The sequence below is a fragment of the Methanobrevibacter sp. genome, assembly GCF_045126245.1.
Classification (GTDB): Archaea; Methanobacteriota; Methanobacteria; order Methanobacteriales; family Methanobacteriaceae; genus Methanocatella.
The window spans coordinates 1-18,060 of record NZ_JBGVOG010000030.1 but is presented as its reverse complement, the minus strand read 5'-3'; the positions used below and the strand labels follow the sequence as shown (position 1 = coordinate 18,060).

Genomic DNA, 18,060 nt, shown 5'->3' with positions numbered 1-18,060 from the left:
ACAGTGTTTCTTAGATATTTGGGTTTTGTTTAGCAATACAATAGTGGCAAGTTGCATTAATATTATCCATATGCTTTTCTTTAACTGGACAGAAATATTCACCATTTATTTCTTCAACTTTTAAATTTCCAGGAAATTCGCTGCCAACATGATGTATGGGCTCTTCTGTGATATATGTAACATATAATGAAATGATTACATAAAATAGTGGGAACTTATCACCTTCAAAGCCAGGCAATTCTTCTTTTTCAAACATTCTCTCAAGTATGGGAAATGTTTCATCAAACGATTCCTTATCGATATCTGTGTCATCATAATCTTTTAAAGCGATTAGTTCGGTTATGCGTAATATGAAATTTTTTATATAAATTTCCAGAAATTGCTCACGATAATCTTCATCAAGATATTCGCCTTCTTTTCTCATGCGTTGGGAAGTCCTCATTAGGTCATAAACAGTAATTGTACGGGCATATTTTTTAAGTATTTCTAATAATTGACTTTTGGTGATTTCATCTTGCCCGGATAAATTCCTAAGTTCAATCAATATCTCTTCAGAGTTCATTAAATATACTATGCTTTTTGTTGTTAATAAAAATTTTATATTCCTAAAAAATAAATTTTTAACAGAGTTTTAGTAGAGTTGATGATAAGTATCGGAACTTTCTTATTAAGTTTTATACGGAATGTTCGTATTTTTGCGGTATATGACTGTAAAAAAATGATTTCTAAACTTAGATGTTTGGATTTTGTTTAGAAATGCAATAGTGGCATGTAGCATTAACATTACATATGCTTTTCTTTAACCGGACAGAAATATTCACCATTTCTGAAACATTTTTATTTATTGTAATTATATATATCTGTATGTCAAACATTGATTGGTTTAAATTTGAAGATAAGGATTTTGATTTTCCGTTCTATAAAAAGAATCCATATATTCCAAAATGGGGGTGGATTGTTTTATTCATTGCATTCTTTTTTGGATTTTTTTTAACTCTCACAGAACGTGTTCATGTTGCAATATTATGTTGTATAGTGTTTATTGTCCCCGTATTATACTTTTTGAAATGGGATTATAAGGCAATTTTTAGAATTCCCTCCCGAAGGGATATCGCTCTTGCGATAGCTCTTTTTGTTGGATATATCATATATGCATTGATCATGTCTACGATATTGGGGCAATTTGGAATAGTTAGCAGCGGGACTGTTGAAATTAGTTCTGTAAATATCATGAGGATTTTCACATCAGTATTTACTCTGATGGGTGAAGAATTCATTAAATTCATTCCATTCATATTTTTCTTAAGAGTGATTTACAAATTCACAAATAATCGTAAATTAGGCGTAGTGATGTCAGTCGCTTTAGTAATGTTGATGTTTGCAGCTATGCATTCCTATAGTACTGTCATGTTTATATTTGCACTTTTTATACAGGGTTTTGGTTCAATATTTGAGTTTATTGGATACATTAAAACTAAAAACATCCTAGTTTCATACATTACCCACTTATGTACTGATGTGTTTATTTACTCACTTGTATTGCTTGGACTATAAACTGAAAATTAGGGAGATGCGTATGTATAAACGAAAATTTTTAATCGTTTTGGCAATTTTTTTAGAGGTATTTGCAGCAAGCACTATTGTATTTGCGGAATCTAACATGATAACACATGAATATAATTTTGCAAACAAGGCTTTTTTTAATATTAGCAATGATTTAACTAATGATACAGAGTTTAAACTTTCTTCAGGCGATAGTTTGGATGTGGGAAGTTATTATATCTATCCTGATGAAAAAGTAATTTGTTCATTATGGTTTGTCGGTGAGGATGCTGTCACTGACTTTGAAGGTCATCAAGAAGATTCCTCATATGAAAAAATTGACAGTAATTCAACTTCCCAAGGATATAAAACATATGTATTCAAAGATTCCAATGAATATGATGTATTCATAGAATTAAATAATCTAACTGTTGTTGTAGATGGCATTGAGATACAGTATTACTATTTCTGCGGTAGTTTTGAATCATTAGATGAAGTTCAAATATTCATTGATACTTTTAAAATCAATGAAACAACAACAATTGGTTAAATTTGTTTAATACAAAATCTGTTAAACAGATATTAATTTTTTTTAAAGTATCATTATCATTAAAAAATAAAAATCATCAATAATTATTGTTTATAAAATTTTTTTTAGAATATTTTTCATTTTAAAGATAATTATTTATCTAATCATTATCAAAATACTAGTATATATTAAAATTATATAGTGAGTATCATGAAAAAAATATTATTGATTTTAACAATAATTCTTGCAGCATCTTTGATGATTTGCAGTGTGAGTGCAGGAGGATTTTTTGATTTTTTTGATAACACTGCTGCGGATAATGTAGATGATGGCAAATTTGTCGTTGGGTTTAACCCTGAATTTCCGCCATTCACTTACAAGGATGATAGTGGTAATTATACAGGTTTTGACTTGGAATTAGCACAGGAAGTGGCCAGAAGGAACAATTGGACTTTTGTAGCTCAACCAATTATTGATTGGAACAGTAAGGAAGTAGAGATTAATTCCAATGAAATTGATTGCATTTGGAGTGAATTTACTATTGATGGCAGAGAATCCGATTATACCTGGTCAGACCCATACTTCAATAATTCCCAAGTAATTGTTGTAAAAGGCGATTCTGGAATAAACACTCCAAGCGATTTGAAAGGAAAAAACGTTGAAGTCCAGGAAGGAAGTTCTGCACTGCACTGTCTTGAGGAACATAATGAAAGCTTAAAAAATACTTTCGCGCAATTAACTCAAATTAAAGAATACAATACAGGATTCATGGATTTGGAATCCGGTGTCTGTGATGCGGTTATAGCAGATGTGGGAATAGCAAATTATCATATTAACGGAAAATTCAACAGTTACAATTTTAAAATCCTTGATGAACCGTTAACATATGAACAATATGGCATAGGGTTTAAAAAAGGAAATACTGAACTAAAGGATCAGGTTCAAAAAACTTTAGATGAAATGTTTAAAGATGGTACTGTTGATAAAATCGCTCAGAAATATGGAGATTATGGCATTTCTGGAGGATTAATGCATAAGTAGCTATTAAATTTAAATATTGTTCAACAATTATTAAATAGATGGATATAAAGTGGTTAAATAGTCTATTAAGGAAGGATTAGCATGGATAAGCAAACAAAAGAACGTTTGGGTGAAATTAGAGAAGCTATAAAAAAATACGGATTCGATGAAATTTTAGGTCAAACAGCAAAAAGCAAAATAAGCAGAAAAGATGATGATGAGTTATCTAACCCTTTATTGGATGATGAAATCCCTTTAAAATTAAGATTGATGCTTCAAGAATTGGGGACTACTTTCATTAAGTTGGGGCAGCTGTTGAGTACAAGGCCGGATATAGTTGGAGAAAAGATTGCAAACGAATTAGCTAACCTGCAGGATGATAATCCTGCCATATCTTATGACAAAGTTAAAGCAATAGTTGAAGGGGAACTTCATGGAAACATTGATGATTTATTCGAAGATTTTTCACATGAACATTTGGCTACCGCATCCATAGGTCAGGTTCATGAAGCTAAATTAGTTACCGGTGAGAGAGTTGCAGTTAAAGTGCAAAAAGAAGGTATCACTGATAAAATTGACCTTGATTTAAGGATAATGAAATATGTTGCCAATCGTGCCGATAAATTGAATTCCAATCTTAGAAACTTAAATCTGCCTGGAATCATGGAAGAATTCGATCGTTCAATTCACAAGGAAATTGATTATAACAATGAGTTCATGAATATGCAACGCATTGAAATGAATTTTGTAGATAATCCGGATATACATATTCCGGCCACTTATTCCGACTACTGTTCATCAAAAGTTTTAACAATGGAATTTATTGACGGTACAAAGTTGAATGATGTTTATGCAAGCGAAAGCGAAGAATTCGACAAAAAACTTTTGGCAAAGAATATTCTTGATTCCTATCTCCAACAGCTGTTCATCGACGGTTTCTTCCATGGAGATCCCCATCCAGGAAACATAATGATTTTGGAAAACAATGTAGTATGTTATCTTGATTTGGGTATGATGGGATTCTTTGATGAGCAATTTAAAAAGGACCTTTCAGAAGCAGTAATATTGTTGGTTGACCAAGATGTCGAAGGGTTGATAAATCAGTTAATGTACATGGATATTCTAGACTATGACACTGATACAAAAACCTTAAAAAGAGACTTGAATGATTTATTCGCAAGATACTTTGGTGTCGAACTCAATCGGTTCAATGGAATTTTAGAAGAACTGCTTAGCCTTATGAAGGAATATGGTGTTATTCTTCCAAATGAACTGGTTACAATGGCAAGGGGAATATCAATGGTTGAAGCTATTGCACAGAATTTAGACCCGGAAATCGATATTTTCGCATCAGTTAAACCAGTTGCAAAACAAATTGCCAAAGAGAGAATCAATCCTAAACAGTATTTGAGGGGTAAGAAAAGTAATATAATTTTATATGAACATATGCTTCAGGCATTACCAAAACTCCTTACAAGAACCATTCACAAGATTGACAATGAGGAATTAAAATTCAAGTTTGAAGTTGACATCAATGATAAGGTTTCAATTGTTGCATTGATTTGCGCGCTTCTGATAGGCTCTTCAACTGTTTCTTTTGGACCAATGGCCTTTGACATGCCTGTAATTTCTTTAATTGGTTATATAATAGCTATAATTTTAAGCATTATGGGTATCAAGAAGTTTGTGTTGTAATAGATTTGAACTGCCTAGCTTTGAAACTCGAGGATACTTACTATTATATTAAAAATTGAAAAAAGATAAGTTTTTAACTTATCTTAATTTTTTGATGCGATGACTGTATTTTTGATTCCAAATGGCGGAACTTCAATGTTAAAATTCGAATTTTTGATTATTGCTTCAATTCCCTTCCGCCCACCAGGAAGATAGTTATAAGTGCTTTTTGGAATAATGACCAATCCGCCAATTTTAATGTATGAAAGCAGTTCGATAATTAGTTTCACCGCTTGTTCGTTGTCCATGTTAATCAGACTCTTATTTAAATTGACAATGATATAATCAAAATGCCCATGTAATCTGTGGACATTTTCCAGAGTGGTTTGCAAAATATTAATGTCACTTACATCTTGATCGCTTATCAATAAACCGTTTCCATATTTTTCTATAGGTTTGATGAGATTTTGAAGTCTGTTGATGATTTGCTCTTCATTTATCCTGCTGTTTTCATTAGTTTCCTTGCTTAAAATCAATTCGAATGCATTTTTCTCAACGCTTCTTAAAAATTCAATATCTTCGGCGACAGCATTCGCATCTTTATTGGCTAAAAAGACTACTCCGCATGTTGTGTTTAGATCTTCGGTTTTGACGAATAGTTCTGTTTCATTTATGTTATGCAATGTGCTGTCATAGTAGCTGTTTAATTTTGGGGTCATGTTCATTATCGGAACGGATTTTGCCAGAATATCTTCCGGAGCAATGAATAATTTTACGGTTCCATGTCCTGGAGGCATATATTTTTGCTTTCTTTGCTCTTTAAATCGTTCAGGATTTAAATATGAATCCAGGATGGAATCAGTGTCGTGCTGGCCGAATATCATATCCAAATATTCTGATTTCATGCTTAAACCTGCCGGGCGGCAATTCACTTCAATCAGTACTGGTCCCTTTTCATCAATCATGAATTCGCCGTGAACAGGACCATATTCTATTCCAATTGCGCGAACCACATCATATGCATATTCCACCATTTCAACTTCGCCAAGATTTAAATTACTGACGGATTTGATGATATCATAAAGTATGGCTCCTTCCGCGGTTTTGATTTTTTCATATTTCCACATTGAAATTAAGCGGGGAATGCCCTCACAGGATGTGGTGTTTACAACATATTCCTCGCCGTTAATGCGTTCCTGAACTAAAAGTTCAGTATTTTCATCACCATAGGCGTTGTTTTTGTTAAATATTTCTTTTAAAGAATCAATCATTTCCTGTTTGTTTAAACAGATGCGCACACCAACGGAACAAAAACTATAAACAGGTTTAACAACGACCTCTTTCAGGGATTGTGAGTCATAAAATTCAACAGCTTCATCGATTGAAGTAACCACTTTTCCCTTAATGTGTCTAAGCCCGGCTTCAGCAAGCCGTTCATGCATCTTATCTTTCAGAGTCATTGCTTCCAGATTTTCTATAGGGGCACCCAAAAGCTCCAAATCATTTGATAATTTTGTTGTAAGGACCACACCATGTTCACTGCCAGCCACTATTAGTAATGGATTTAATTCGCGAATCATTTCCAGAGTTTCGCTATATGTGTCCTGTTCAAAGACCAGATCATATTCATATTCGATTCGGTCATAATTACTTTGCATTTTTTGTTTATATGCTTCTATATCGGCTTCACCATGCTGTAATTCTAGTATAACAGGTTTATAACCTCTATTAACAATATCTTCAATATAATTGACTCCTGATGAAATGCAATCAACAACTATTATGTTTCTCATAAAATTCGCCTCCACATTATTAATTTTTAATTTTTTATGTAAATAAATTAATTTGGATATATTGATAACTCCTTATTATAGTTTTTTTTAACACTAACTTAACTTTTTTTCATTGTTTTCAAAGTCGATTATTTGAAATATTCGTCTAATACTTGAAAATGAAGTTTCAAGAGGGATTAATAATGCACTTACTTTTTTGAGCGGTTTTGTCAATAATTGTCCGTAAAGGATAATCGCTAATAGGGTTCCTAACTGTATTTCATGAGTTGCCAAAAAGTAAACGCCTATGATATAAACGGTAATGTTGCTCAGGTTTGTTAAAAAGGTTGCAATAGGCAATATCAGATTAGAAATATTTCTTGATTTGATATAATGTCGGGCCACTATTTGATTGATTATCTCAAATCCTTTTTCATGGTATTGGCTACGATTTGTCAGGCTTCTTTCAAAATAGCTCATCATCAGCCCTAAATTTCTCTGATGATCTTCATATAGCTTTTTTGATTTGATGTCACTATAATAAAAACAAGCAACATAGATAGGTAATGTAATCAGATATATTAACCCCAATCTCCAGTCTGTTGTTAAAATCAGAACGATTACAAAAAGTATGGATAGGAATTGAGCAAATATTTCAGTAATGTCCATTGTAATGAACTCTCTGATGTTCATCAAATCATTATTCAGCCTAGATAGAAAGTGTCCTTTTGAATTTTCATGGATAAAAGTCGAATCGATAATTTCCAGCTTATCAAACAGTTCTATTCTTAAATTATAAGCTATTTTTTCGCTAACAAAAGCCATTGATCTCCTTGAAGGTAATTTTAAGAGATAACCTATGGAATATAATGCAAACAATAATGCAATATTTGTGAAAATGGCATGATTGTTGTTTGAATCCTGATTAAGCAGGATCAAATCGATTATGTTTCCCGCAATTTTAGGGGCATAGACAATACATAATGTAGATACTGTAAGTAAAATCATTGAAATTATTACAGGAGTCCTATGCTGATTCAGTATCCTATTGAATTTTTGGGCGATTCTTTTTCTATCGACCAGGGTGTTTTTATAATCTTTTTCGATGTCTTTTTTAACAATCTCTATTCTTTCTGAAGTTTTTTTAGTTTTTATTATTTTATCTTCAAGGTTTAAAACTTCCTCTAAACGAACGGAAGTGGCATATGAACGTGGCCATATTTCAATTATTGCCGGAATAACTACCAATGTGGTCATAAAGTACAATATATATTGTATGATGACTACTGAATCAAAGGCACTATTAACCTCAAAACCAATTGTGTATCCGAAGCTCATCATTGCCAATAAAATAACAATGATAACATCTAAAACCAGCAATAGCACCGGTCCGAGGTAATATTGGCTCAACTGATATTCAATGTTTTTATTATAGGAATCTTCACATGCTTTTTCAAATTCAGTGCGGTATTCCTCTTTTTTAAATGGAATATTATTGGTTATATTGCTAATTTTTGATAGGAACAATAGGTTTAGCTTTCCGTATGTCTTTTTAGCTTTAAAGAATATTTCTGTAATTTGATTTAGTCTCAAAATTAAAATTATGGTGAGTATAATGATTACTGCTGCAAATAATACCGCAAAGGCCTTATCAATCAGGGATATTTCAAATACAATTCCTATAAATACGAATGGTATTATGATGAAATGTTTTAGAATTAGCATTATAAATCCCTGTTCGGAAAATATTCCTCTGGTTGACCTAGTAATCAGGCCCGTGATTTTGAATTTGCTTATTTCATCATCAGGAAGGTTCATCAGGATATGAAAGATTTTTTCACGTGTGTTGTATGCGGCTTTTGAAGATACCCTGGTTGAGAGATAGGAAATGGTGTAAATGGTAATCATTGAAAGTATGGTTAATGCCAGCATTGTTGCGGTATCATCAAAAAGCAAATCCATTTTTTGATTTTCAACATCAATTAAAGCATAATTAAACAGATTAATGATTTCTATTTGAAAAAATGTTTGAAGGATTACCAGCACAAAAATAACTAATATTGTCTTCCATTGGGATTTTAATGCGAACTTCAGAAATTTCTTCATGAAAATAATTTAATTTTTAAAATTAATATATTTTAACAAGCATTCATATCATTTTCAGTTTCTAATTGAAGCTTCCCTGTTTGAATAAAGGGTAGAATCCTTGCGCGCGCACGTTATTTGAATCACTTACTGACAATATCTTTTATCACTTCACCGGCAATTATCAGTCCTGCAACAGACGGCACAAACGAAACGCTGCCCTTCACCTTGAATTTTTTATTGTCCTGATTTATGGCGCAGTCATTTGTGTTGATAGGATGCTCTTTGGAATAGACTACCTTTAATTTTTCGATATTCCTCTTTCTGAGGTCTTTTTTCATTATTTTGGCAAGCGGGCACACTGATGTCTCATAAATGTCGGCCACTTCAAACATTGTCGCATCCAATTTGTTGCCGGTTCCCATTGAAGAGATGACCGGAACATCAAGGGAATCACATTTGCATATGATTGCAATCTTGGCCATTATGGTATCCACACAGTCAACGGCATATGAGAGGTCTTCGGTAATGATGTTGGTTTGTGAGTCTGCCATGTAAAATTCCTTATATATTTCAACGTTTGCATCCGGATTGATTTCCAGAATTCTTTCCTTCATCAAATCAACTTTACATTTGCCGACTGTTTTTACTGTTGCAATCAGCTGCCTGTTGATATTGCTTTCATCTATCTTGTCATAGTCCACTAAAATGAAATTGCCTATTCCGCTTCGGGCAAGCCCTTCACAAACAAATGATCCTACTCCTCCAATACCAAAAATAGCAACTTTGGCGTTTTTTAATTTTTCCATACCTTCATTTCCAATCAACATTTCTGTTCTTGAAAACTTCTCATCCATATCCGTTCACCAAAAAATATAATTTAATTTAATTAATTATATAATAATTGGAATCGTAACAATAAAAACTTATGTAAATGAATTTTATACAGAATAATCTTTAAAATGAGGATTTTCATGATAATAGATACACATTGTCATATTTATAATAGTGAAATGGAAAATGCAGAGGAAATAATAAGGCAAGCTGCAGAAAATGACATACATCTGATATTGAACGGCACGGACCCTCTAAGCAATGAGGAAGTACTTGAATTGTCAAGAAAATACGAAAACGTTCATGCGGCTTTGGGATATTTTTATACCTTTGCAGATGAAGTATGCGATGAAGACATTTCTCTTTTGGATGGACAGCTTGAAAATGATGATGTGGTTGCGGTAGGTGAGATAGGCCTTGACTATTATCACACAAAAGAAAACAAGGATAGGCAAAAGGAACTTTTTGAAAAGATGTTGGGTCTTGCAAAAAAACATGATTTGCCGGTAATTGTCCATTCCAGAAAATCAATGCAGGATACCCTTGACATATTGAAAAGGCATGATGTGGTCGGGTCCATGCATTGCTATCAGGGGTCAGCCGAAATGGCACGGGAATTTATCAAATTGGGGTTCTATATAGGAATTGCCGGGCCGGTTACTCACACCAACAACAAGAAAATAGGAAAAATAGTTAAAGAAATTGACATTAGTCATATGCTTGTTGAAACTGATTCGCCATATTTGGCTCCGCAGGAAAAAAGAGGACAAAAAAATACATCACTAAATCTGAAATATGTAATAAGAAAAATAGCTGAAGAATTGGATTTGACTGAAAAGGAAGTCATGGAAATAACCACGGCAAATGCAAGAAGGCTGTTTGAAATATAAATTGAACTAATTATTTCGTTTTAAACGAACAGTTCGTATTTATTGACTTTATTTTATTTCAAAATGTTTAATTTTTTTATAATTTTTTTAAACAATATTATAATTTTATTTTTTTAGATATATTTATTAACTAATAATTTTAAACATTAGTGTATAATAGGGGGATAAATTATGAAAGAACAGAAACCCATCCAAATCTTTTCAAATTTCAATGAAAATATTGGTGTGAACGTTATCAAAAGTCCAGTAAAACTTACTATTTTGGAAATGCTTAGGGATAGTGATATGGAATTCGATGAAATCGTAAACAACACCGGAAAATCCAAATCCACTGTTTCAGTTCATCTAAAAAGTTTAAGAGAAAGCGGTATTATTTCTTATAGAGTTCATCCTATTGATAACCGGAAAAAAATATTTTATTTGAATTCCAAATATTTAGGTTCTGTCAATCCGACAGACCCAAGGGAGATTAGAGAAACTCAGGCTGATTATTTAGTTGAAAATCTTGTTGAAGAGGACGCCGAATTTTCAACATTATTGTTCCATACTTTAAAGTCAATGTTAATACAGGAAGGGATAAACATAGACCCTATTTTACAGTCAACCGGCAATAGCATTGGCAAATCTATTTTTGGAAAAGTTTATGATGATGATTTAGATATTTTCATAGAAAATATTACAGAATTTTGGGAAACTAAAGGTTTAGGTAGGATTTCATTCGAACTAGGCCAAATCATTAAAATCACAACCTTTGATTGTTTCGAATGCGAATTACTTCCGAAAACTGGAAAACCTGCCTGCTTTTTAGATACAGGAATACTTGAAGCGTTATTCTCAGAATTCTTCAATATGCCTGTCAGTGTAATTGAAACACAGTGTTACACTATGGGTGATGAGAAATGTGTTTTTGAGGTAGAACCTTTACCAATCAAAAACTATTAATCATCTTTAAATTTTATAATTGTTGTTGTAAGATAAGGTTTTTCGTTTGAAAAGCCTTCAATTATCTTTTCGTTTTCTCTAGTGCAGTTTTGAACAGAGTAAATTTCTTTTGGTCTATTTTTTTCTTCAATTGTTGTTTCTAAATCACTTGTGTTTCTTGAAGCTTTCATTAAAACTATTGAGTCGCTGGTGTCCAGCACGTCATTTAACCGTTCATCAATTTTAGGAACAATAGTTAATATATCGTTTTGTTCAACAAGCGCTTCATTTTTAGCTGCGGCGCAGGCAGTAAATGAAGTAATTCCCGGAATAGTTTCAATTTCATATTTTCCGATTAATTTCTTTTGCACGTATGAATATGTGCTGAATATTGAACTGTCACCAAGAGTTATAAAAGCAACGTCTCTTCCGCTGTCAAGGTATTGAGCAATCATTTCGGATGCTGTTGTCCATACCTTTTCAAGTTCCTCTTTATCTTCAATCATAGGAAATATAGGAGCTACAATCATCAATCTCTTATAATCATTTCTTTTTTCAAGTATAGGTTTTACAATAGATAGCGCAATGCTGTCCTTTTCCTTTGAGGATTTTGGTGAGAAAATAACCGGCACTGTCTCTAAAACTCTTGCCGCTTTTAAAGTAAGTAATTCTGTATCTCCTGGGCCAACGCCGATTCCAATCAATTTTCCTTTTTTTGCCATATAATCACTTTATTTAATAGTTATTTAATTTGATTTTTATTTTTCAAATGCTCTTCCTATAATTTATTTATAGTATATTAACTAATATAATCTTAATGTCTAATTCTATTTTTTGTCCAAATTGTGGTATGCTTAAAAGTAATTGTACCTGCGGTATAAGTGGTGAAAAGAAACCTGAAGGCCCAACCAATCTTTTTAGTTTTTCCAAAAAGATTACTTCATCAATTCTGGATGATGAGATTCCTGAAGTTTATTCAGTTGATAATCATAAGCTGGATGAGGGCACTTCAGCATATCTAAAGGAAATCTATCCGCATATTGATGAGGACATAATTGAAAATTTTCCATTTGAAGAGCCTAGATTAGGTCAGCTAGACATAATTCAGGATATTAATGATGCAATAAAAAAAGGATTCAAATATATCATACTGGAAGCCGGTACAGGTACAGGCAAATCAGCAATTGCAACAACTCTTGCTAAGATGTATGAATCTGCATATATCCTGACAATGACCAAGCAATTGCAGTCCCAATATTCCGATGAGTTTGAATTTCCATTAGTTAAGGGAAGGGGCAATTTTGCATGTTTGAATGACAATTTGGAAAGCACTTGCGATATGGGTACCTGTAAGACAACACCGACAAACAGCAATTTCTTTTGTCAGTATGGCGTTGCCAAAAATCCGACTTTGGATGCGGAATTGGCCTTTGAGGATTCCTTCGGAGGGACAGTATTTTACCAATCCGGAAGCCATTGCCATTATTGGAATCAGAAGGCTAATGCAATTAACTCTCCAATCACCCTAATGAATTACGATTATGCGATAGTTGAGCTGAATTATGTAAAACATTTCGGAACCCGTTCCCTATTGATTTTAGACGAGGCCCATAACATAGAAAATAAGCTGATGGCAACTATGGAAGTTACATTATATAACAGAACTCTTGAAAAGGATATAAGCAAGGTAATATCTAAAGAAACTTTAAAGGATGGGGAGCTGGAAGACTGGAAAATGGAAATTGAGGCTATTTGTGAAAGTTATGAGGATATTGACCTGAAAGAAGTAACAAAAAATAAGGCCGATAGAATCAGATCCACAATTTATAGATTGAAGACTCTTAGAAATAACCTTGAAAAGGAACCTAAAAACTGGGTTATTGACACTGATGAGTTTGGTGTTACATTCAAGCCATTAAGAGTTCATCATTATGCCAAAGACAATTTATTGAAATATGGTGATGTTGTTATTTTCATGAGCGCCACCATACTTTCCCATAATATGTTTTCAAAATGGTTAGGCTTAAACCCTGCTGAAGTTTATCATATTAAGGTTGACAGTCCCTTTACAAAGGAAAAGAGACCAATCATCCTTAACTTGGCCGGAAAAATGTCTGCAAACAGAATAAAGAATACAGCACCCAAGACAATCCCTATCCTGCAGGAAATATTAAAAAAGCATGAGGGAGATAAGGGGCTTATTCACACCCACAGCTATAAATGCCAGCAATATATTGCGAATAATTTACACAATTCACGATTGATTTCACATACTTCACAGAATAGGGAGCAAATATTAAATTTCTTTGAAAAAGATGAAAATCCATTGGTTCTGGTTTCTCCGTCTATGAGCGAGGGTGTTGATTTGCCATATGATAAATGCCGATTCCAGATTATCTACAAAATTCCATTTCCTTATTTGGGCGATAAGCAAGTGAATATGAGAATGAAACGGGATAAAAAATGGTATGCATATAAAACAGTTATGACTCTTATGCAGGCATATGGTCGTGGAATGCGTGCAGAAGATGATTCCTGCTACACCTACATTATTGACAGCGATATAAATATGCTATTCAAAAGTCCGATGTATAGATCTTTAATACCTGACTTTTTTAAGGAAGCTATTGTTAGAATAAAAGATTGAACGGACCTGGAGGGATTTGAACCCCCGACCTCAGGATCCGAAGTCCTGTGTCATTCCTGACTAGACTACAGGCCCAAAAAATAAAATAAAGAAGTTATTCACTTTTTTTCTCTTCTTCAGAATCGATAGAGATTATAGGAATATCTTCAATGTCTTCAACTTCTGCAAAAATATCATCAATGGATTCATTGTCGAGAACTGCTTTTTGATATTCGATTTCATCAATTTCATCCGGGGTCAAACCTTTTTTTTCTTCAGGCTTTTCACGAGCGGGAGGTATGTCATCGATATTTTCTTCAATTGGTGAGGTTTTGGGTTTAGAAGCAGTTGGTTTTTTAAGGTTATTTTTTAATTCGTCAAAATTAAATTCTCCAATTTTGTATGATTCCTTGTCTAATGGGATATTGCTTTTAGGGATAATATTTTTATCCTCATCTTCTGTCTTTTCAACATCCTCATCATCATTTTGAATAGAATCAATACTTGATGTTATAGTTGACAGAGGATTTTTTAATCCGAAAACTCTGTATAATCCATAAATCAACAAAAATAATCCTATAATTAAGAAAATAACAACGATGAAACTATTTTCACCGGACATTACATTGTCTATAATTCTGTCACTGCGTGATTGGAAAGTAGTTGCAGCAAGAACAATAAAGATTAATCCTAAAATGGAGCTGATTACTCCAATGACTGGTGTTCTGTTGATTTTGGCATTGAAAATTGTATCAAGGCCTTCGCTTATCTCATCAACAAATTCCTCACCAAGGTCACTATCAAATTCATCATCATCTAATTCTTCTTCAGAATTTTCTTCTGTATCGGCCGGTGTTTTAATCATAAAGTTTTCGTCAATATTGTTTTCTTCTAAATTAATAGCATCGTTATCTTCATCTCCAGGGTGATAGATAAATTCATCATCGATTTCCAGTTCCTCATATTCTTCGTTTTCTTTGTTAAGATAGTCAATCAATTCGCTATCTTCTTCAATATCGTCAAAGATATGTTCTTTAGGATTTTCTTTGATATTATTTATCATGTCCTTGAGATTTGAAATCCTATGCTCTTTTTCTTTAGAATCTTTCATGAAATAACCTCAATGGTAGGCTCTCCAAGTATGTTTACATTTAGCGCATGTAAAAATACGTGTAGGTGCTTCATCAGCACTACGGGTTTGTTTTAATTCATAATAAGCTTCATCATGTCCGCATTCAGGACAAGTCTCTTTTATGGTTGAACGCATGTCATTGACTTCGCCCAGTTCTTTTACAGTTTCATGTTCCTCAATGGTTTTAGAAACTTTGTAGGATGTATCATTTTCTGATAGATTTTTCAAGTTACCACATGAATTACATTTTAATATGCCTTCTTTAATGTCCATTTTTTCTCCGCATTTTGGACAAATTTGGTTAGAGTAATCACATGAAGTACATTCTAAAATGTCTTTATTGGGAATCATTATTGCTCCACAATTTGAACAAAATTCCATTTAACTCCTCCTTGATAAAAATATTAATCTCTTATATTGTTGTAATTTTTTTTTTAACTTATTTAAATATATACCCTAAAAATCACTTTTAGCTTTATTTAAACAATCTTTTATAATTTTCGCATGGTCGAAAGCAATATTGATTTCATCCAATTTTTCCTGTGAAAATATACCAATTTCTTTTGCATCACTGTCAGCTTTCATGTCACTTATATTCCCTTTGGCAATATATGCTACAGTAACAGTATGGCCACGGGGATCTCTGTCAGGTTCAGAATAAACGTTAACCAAATCCTTTAGCTCAACATCAATGCTGGTTTCTTCTTTCGCCTCTCTTATGGCTGCAGTTTCAACACTTTCACCATATTCAACAAATCCTCCAGGCAAAGCCCAACAATCTTTATATGGATCGTTTTTTCGCTTGATTAAAATAAAATTAAAGTCATCATCAAAAATAAAAATATCGGCAGTTAGTGAAGGAGTTTTGTATTTAGTCATTTAACCACAATAAAAATAATAGGGAAGCTATAAAGCTTCATCGACAAGTTTTTTAAATTCGGAACTTTCTTTTTGAAGTTCTTCTGCTGCTTGTTTTAAGACTATTCTTGGTCTTTTCCCTCTTTTTGTTTTGATGGTCATTTCCGGTTTTCCAGTAAGAGGGTGATCGATATTATAAACAGCATATTCAACATCAGGGTTTTGCATCAATATGTGTCTTAGCGCATTAAAAACACCGTGACTTTCGTCTTCAACTCTAAATGTTAATTCTAATGTTTTTTCTTCAATAATTTTAAAATTTTCATCCATTCTATCAACCTTACTTAATCATTAACATAGTTTTTAGATACTTTTCTTCTTTCTTTTTTGTTACATGTATTGCATTGTACTTCGTTATCTTTTTGGGTGGTATGCATATAATCTCTACAACGAGTACACATAGCTTTCAAAACTCCACAATCATCATCTACAGTACCTAAATCAACATTATCTCCTGTAATTTTAACTACTTTTGCTTGCACAATGTCTCCTATTCTAAAGGCATCAGATAATTTTTCTAAATAATCTTTTTTTGCTTGTGATATGTGGATTGCACCCATGTATGGTAATGCCAATGGCCTTGCATTGTCTTTTATACATTCTATATTTACATTAGCTCTTTGAGGTTTGATATCGGTTATTTGTCCATAGACAATATCCCCTACCTTTAATAGGGCAGGTTTGGCGTCAGACTCAACAGATATAACCTTCATTTTTTGATTAATTTTAACATTACCAAGTACTGATGATTTGATTTCGCCATTATCATCGTAAGTACCTTCTCCTGGCAGATATTGTTCTATTATTCCAAGTTTATCTCCGGGCATTACAATTTGTTCATCTTCTATACTCATATTAAAATCACCAAAATAAAGATTCAATAAAAATTTTTATTTAATATAATAATTTTATTTATATTACTATTTAAATTATTTGTATCTCTCATGGAACAAAATTTCATCTAATTGATAATTTTCCCATTCTCTTTTGTTCAATACTATTTCTAATTCTTGCGGAGTCAATAAAGGTTTTTTATACATTTGAGAATCGTCAATAGCTATTCTCGGACAGGCACTTACAACAAATGCTTCCAATTCCAAATATGGTAGAAGCACATCAGGATTCACGTTATCCACAAGGATTATGTATGCCTCCATTCCATTTTCTTCAAGAATCCTTTTGGTTTCCTTTGCAAGTTTCATTCTGTATTGTCCTTCCTTGGAAGACACCAGTATTCCCCATTTTTTAGCGCTTCTTGCTTTTGTAATTCTTGCAAATCTAATTCTCAAAATCCTGTCGGCATATTCGTCCATTCTTCTGATTTCATTATTATAAGGGTCCAGGGCTAAAACGGGAGTATTCGAAAACAAGTTGATTCCCAGGGGATGAAAATTTCCGCTTCCGATGAATAGGAAAATCTCCACATCCAGGTTCTTGATGGATGAAAAATTGCATCCCAAAACCTGCCCTTTCCTTGTTGATTTTGATGAACCGAGGATTACTTCCTTGCCGTTGTCTTCTAAAAAATCTTTAATCTCATTTAATAGATGCAAATGTTGTGTTGTAGTTACTAATCCTATTCTAGAATAACTTTTAAGCTCTTCCAAACAGTTCTTCAAGTCTTTTCTAACATCGATTTTTGAAAACGCTTCAATAAAAATTGTTGGGACTTCGTACTTTAGAGGTAGGGGAGTGTGCCCATAGTGAACAATCAAATCGACAGATCCCTTCATCTTATAGTCGCTGACATCACAAGCCCCGAAACAGGGGTCTCCGGAAATTATGACTGTCGCATCGGTTTCTTCTTCTATGGTGCGGGCAATTTTAACGGCCTGCATTTTCAATCCTTCCGGAAACTGAAGCCCTACGCTTTCTGCATTTTTGGAATTTATTTTACGGATTACCTTTTCCAAATCCATATCATACATTGACATTTTAATCTTCGATTGTTTTTTCAATTACAACTTTACCGTCAATAACATCCAATTTCACAATGGACAATACTTCAACACCGGTTTCCTTTTCGACGACTTTTTTACCGTCACCTTTTTCAATAACTGCCACTGTAGATTTAATGTCCAATCCTAAGTCCTGCAGGGTTTTAATTAAAGCTATTA

General features: G+C 33.0%; 18 protein-coding genes, 1 tRNA gene and 1 pseudogene. 7 read left to right on the top strand and 13 right to left on the bottom strand.

Features of this window, described 5'->3' with window-relative positions; all coding sequences use genetic code 11:
* Positions 1-10: 10 nt before the first annotated feature.
* A complete protein-coding gene (locus ACJMLZ_RS02200) occupies positions 11-562 on the bottom strand; it encodes a DUF2115 family protein (protein WP_405303740.1) in 552 nt (183 codons plus the stop codon).
* Positions 563-864: 302 nt separating this feature from the next.
* Here ACJMLZ_RS02200 and ACJMLZ_RS02195 point away from each other — a divergent pair, with 302 nt between their 5' ends.
* The 4 genes from ACJMLZ_RS02195 (at position 865) to ACJMLZ_RS02180 (ending at position 4,786) form a co-directional block, all read left to right on the top strand.
* A complete protein-coding gene (locus ACJMLZ_RS02195; protein ID WP_405303739.1) occupies positions 865-1,554 on the top strand; it encodes a hypothetical protein in 690 nt (229 codons plus the stop codon).
* A gap of 22 nt (positions 1,555-1,576) precedes the next feature.
* The gene (locus ACJMLZ_RS02190; protein ID WP_405303738.1) at positions 1,577-2,092 is read left to right on the top strand and encodes a hypothetical protein; all 516 of its coding nucleotides are present in this window, start codon (positions 1,577-1,579) and stop codon (positions 2,090-2,092) included.
* A gap of 186 nt (positions 2,093-2,278) precedes the next feature.
* Positions 2,279-3,112, top strand: a complete 834-nt coding sequence (locus ACJMLZ_RS02185; RefSeq protein WP_405303751.1) for an amino acid ABC transporter substrate-binding protein — start codon at positions 2,279-2,281, stop codon at positions 3,110-3,112.
* An 81-nt stretch (positions 3,113-3,193) separates the two neighbouring features.
* Positions 3,194-4,786: an ABC1 kinase family protein gene (locus tag ACJMLZ_RS02180; protein WP_405303737.1), complete on the top strand. Its 1,593-nt coding sequence runs from the start codon at positions 3,194-3,196 to the stop codon at positions 4,784-4,786.
* Positions 4,787-4,869: 83 nt separating this feature from the next.
* Here ACJMLZ_RS02180 and ACJMLZ_RS02175 read toward each other — a convergent pair whose 3' ends face one another.
* The 3 genes from ACJMLZ_RS02175 to ACJMLZ_RS02165 all read right to left on the bottom strand — a co-directional run bounded on the left by ACJMLZ_RS02175 (position 4,870) and on the right by ACJMLZ_RS02165 (position 9,479).
* Positions 4,870-6,558, bottom strand: coding sequence for an ATP-grasp domain-containing protein (locus ACJMLZ_RS02175; protein WP_405303736.1), 1,689 nt, complete (start codon positions 6,556-6,558; stop codon positions 4,870-4,872).
* Positions 6,559-6,651: 93 nt separating this feature from the next.
* Positions 6,652-8,643, bottom strand: a complete 1,992-nt coding sequence (locus ACJMLZ_RS02170; protein WP_405303735.1) for an ABC transporter transmembrane domain-containing protein — start codon at positions 8,641-8,643, stop codon at positions 6,652-6,654.
* 122 nt (positions 8,644-8,765) lie between these two features.
* On the bottom strand, positions 8,766-9,479 hold the full coding sequence (locus ACJMLZ_RS02165) for a ThiF family adenylyltransferase (protein WP_405303734.1): 714 nt from the start codon (positions 9,477-9,479) through the stop codon (positions 8,766-8,768).
* A 117-nt stretch (positions 9,480-9,596) separates the two neighbouring features.
* On the opposite strand from ACJMLZ_RS02165, the gene ACJMLZ_RS02160 reads away from it, so the two are divergent.
* Positions 9,597-10,346, top strand: a complete 750-nt coding sequence (locus ACJMLZ_RS02160; protein WP_405303733.1) for a TatD family hydrolase — start codon at positions 9,597-9,599, stop codon at positions 10,344-10,346.
* Between the two features lie 171 nt (positions 10,347-10,517).
* Entirely contained in the window at positions 10,518-11,288 is a 771-nt protein-coding gene (locus ACJMLZ_RS02155) for a V4R domain-containing protein (protein WP_405303732.1), read from the top strand.
* Here the strand turns inward: ACJMLZ_RS02155 and cobI are convergent.
* Positions 11,285-11,989, bottom strand: a complete 705-nt coding sequence (gene cobI, locus ACJMLZ_RS02150) for a precorrin-2 C(20)-methyltransferase (protein WP_405303731.1) — start codon at positions 11,987-11,989, stop codon at positions 11,285-11,287. The two genes, ACJMLZ_RS02155 and cobI, sit on opposite strands and share 4 nt — an antisense overlap.
* Before the next feature lie 95 nt (positions 11,990-12,084).
* On the opposite strand from cobI, the gene ACJMLZ_RS02145 reads away from it, so the two are divergent.
* Positions 12,085-13,914: a helicase C-terminal domain-containing protein gene (locus tag ACJMLZ_RS02145; RefSeq protein ID WP_405303730.1), complete on the top strand. Its 1,830-nt coding sequence runs from the start codon at positions 12,085-12,087 to the stop codon at positions 13,912-13,914.
* A gap of 1 nt (position 13,915) precedes the next feature.
* On the opposite strand, the gene ACJMLZ_RS02140 is transcribed toward ACJMLZ_RS02145, so the two are convergent.
* The 8 genes and pseudogenes from ACJMLZ_RS02140 to ACJMLZ_RS02105 all read right to left on the bottom strand — a co-directional run.
* Positions 13,916-13,989, bottom strand: a tRNA-Arg gene (locus tag ACJMLZ_RS02140).
* Between the two features lie 19 nt (positions 13,990-14,008).
* A complete protein-coding gene (locus tag ACJMLZ_RS02135) occupies positions 14,009-15,004 on the bottom strand; it encodes a topoisomerase IV (protein ID WP_405303729.1) in 996 nt (331 codons plus the stop codon).
* Positions 15,005-15,013: 9 nt separating this feature from the next.
* Positions 15,014-15,406 (bottom strand): transcription factor S, encoded by a 393-nt coding sequence (locus ACJMLZ_RS02130; protein ID WP_405303728.1) that lies wholly within the window; start codon positions 15,404-15,406, stop codon positions 15,014-15,016.
* 75 nt (positions 15,407-15,481) lie between these two features.
* Positions 15,482-15,904: an NUDIX domain-containing protein gene (locus ACJMLZ_RS02125; protein ID WP_405303727.1), complete on the bottom strand. Its 423-nt coding sequence runs from the start codon at positions 15,902-15,904 to the stop codon at positions 15,482-15,484.
* Between the two features lie 27 nt (positions 15,905-15,931).
* Entirely contained in the window at positions 15,932-16,213 is a 282-nt protein-coding gene (locus ACJMLZ_RS02120; protein ID WP_405303726.1) for a DNA-directed RNA polymerase subunit L, read from the bottom strand.
* 14 nt (positions 16,214-16,227) lie between these two features.
* Entirely contained in the window at positions 16,228-16,797 is a 570-nt protein-coding gene (locus tag ACJMLZ_RS02115) for an exosome complex RNA-binding protein Csl4 (RefSeq protein WP_405303725.1), read from the bottom strand.
* Positions 16,798-16,872: 75 nt separating this feature from the next.
* Positions 16,873-17,877, bottom strand: a complete 1,005-nt coding sequence (dph2, locus tag ACJMLZ_RS02110) for a diphthamide biosynthesis enzyme Dph2 (protein WP_405303724.1) — start codon at positions 17,875-17,877, stop codon at positions 16,873-16,875.
* Position 17,878: 1 nt separating this feature from the next.
* Positions 17,879-18,060 (bottom strand): annotated as a pseudogene (locus ACJMLZ_RS02105) (adenine phosphoribosyltransferase); the annotation flags it as partial.

Bases quoted from the DNA above. Each gene is read 5' to 3' on its own strand.
- ACJMLZ_RS02200 (WP_405303740.1), bottom strand. From the start codon at position 562: ATGAACTCTGAAGAGATATTGATTGAACTTAGGAATTTATCCGGGCAA.
- ACJMLZ_RS02195 (WP_405303739.1), top strand. From the start codon at position 865: ATGTCAAACATTGATTGGTTTAAATTTGAAGATAAGGATTTTGATTTT.
- ACJMLZ_RS02190 (WP_405303738.1), top strand. From the start codon at position 1,577: ATGTATAAACGAAAATTTTTAATCGTTTTGGCAATTTTTTTAGAGGTA.
- ACJMLZ_RS02180 (WP_405303737.1), top strand. From the start codon at position 3,194: ATGGATAAGCAAACAAAAGAACGTTTGGGTGAAATTAGAGAAGCTATA.
- ACJMLZ_RS02175 (WP_405303736.1), bottom strand. From the start codon at position 6,558: ATGAGAAACATAATAGTTGTTGATTGCATTTCATCAGGAGTCAATTAT.
- ACJMLZ_RS02170 (WP_405303735.1), bottom strand. From the start codon at position 8,643: ATGAAGAAATTTCTGAAGTTCGCATTAAAATCCCAATGGAAGACAATA.
- ACJMLZ_RS02165 (WP_405303734.1), bottom strand. From the start codon at position 9,479: ATGGATGAGAAGTTTTCAAGAACAGAAATGTTGATTGGAAATGAAGGT.
- ACJMLZ_RS02160 (WP_405303733.1), top strand. From the start codon at position 9,597: ATGATAATAGATACACATTGTCATATTTATAATAGTGAAATGGAAAAT.
- ACJMLZ_RS02155 (WP_405303732.1), top strand. From the start codon at position 10,518: ATGAAAGAACAGAAACCCATCCAAATCTTTTCAAATTTCAATGAAAAT.
- cobI (WP_405303731.1), bottom strand. From the start codon at position 11,989: ATGGCAAAAAAAGGAAAATTGATTGGAATCGGCGTTGGCCCAGGAGAT.
- ACJMLZ_RS02145 (WP_405303730.1), top strand. From the start codon at position 12,085: ATGTCTAATTCTATTTTTTGTCCAAATTGTGGTATGCTTAAAAGTAAT.
- ACJMLZ_RS02135 (WP_405303729.1), bottom strand. From the start codon at position 15,004: ATGAAAGATTCTAAAGAAAAAGAGCATAGGATTTCAAATCTCAAGGAC.
- ACJMLZ_RS02130 (WP_405303728.1), bottom strand. From the start codon at position 15,406: ATGGAATTTTGTTCAAATTGTGGAGCAATAATGATTCCCAATAAAGAC.
- ACJMLZ_RS02125 (WP_405303727.1), bottom strand. From the start codon at position 15,904: ATGACTAAATACAAAACTCCTTCACTAACTGCCGATATTTTTATTTTT.
- ACJMLZ_RS02120 (WP_405303726.1), bottom strand. From the start codon at position 16,213: ATGGATGAAAATTTTAAAATTATTGAAGAAAAAACATTAGAATTAACA.
- ACJMLZ_RS02115 (WP_405303725.1), bottom strand. From the start codon at position 16,797: ATGAGTATAGAAGATGAACAAATTGTAATGCCCGGAGATAAACTTGGA.
- dph2 (WP_405303724.1), bottom strand. From the start codon at position 17,877: ATGTCAATGTATGATATGGATTTGGAAAAGGTAATCCGTAAAATAAAT.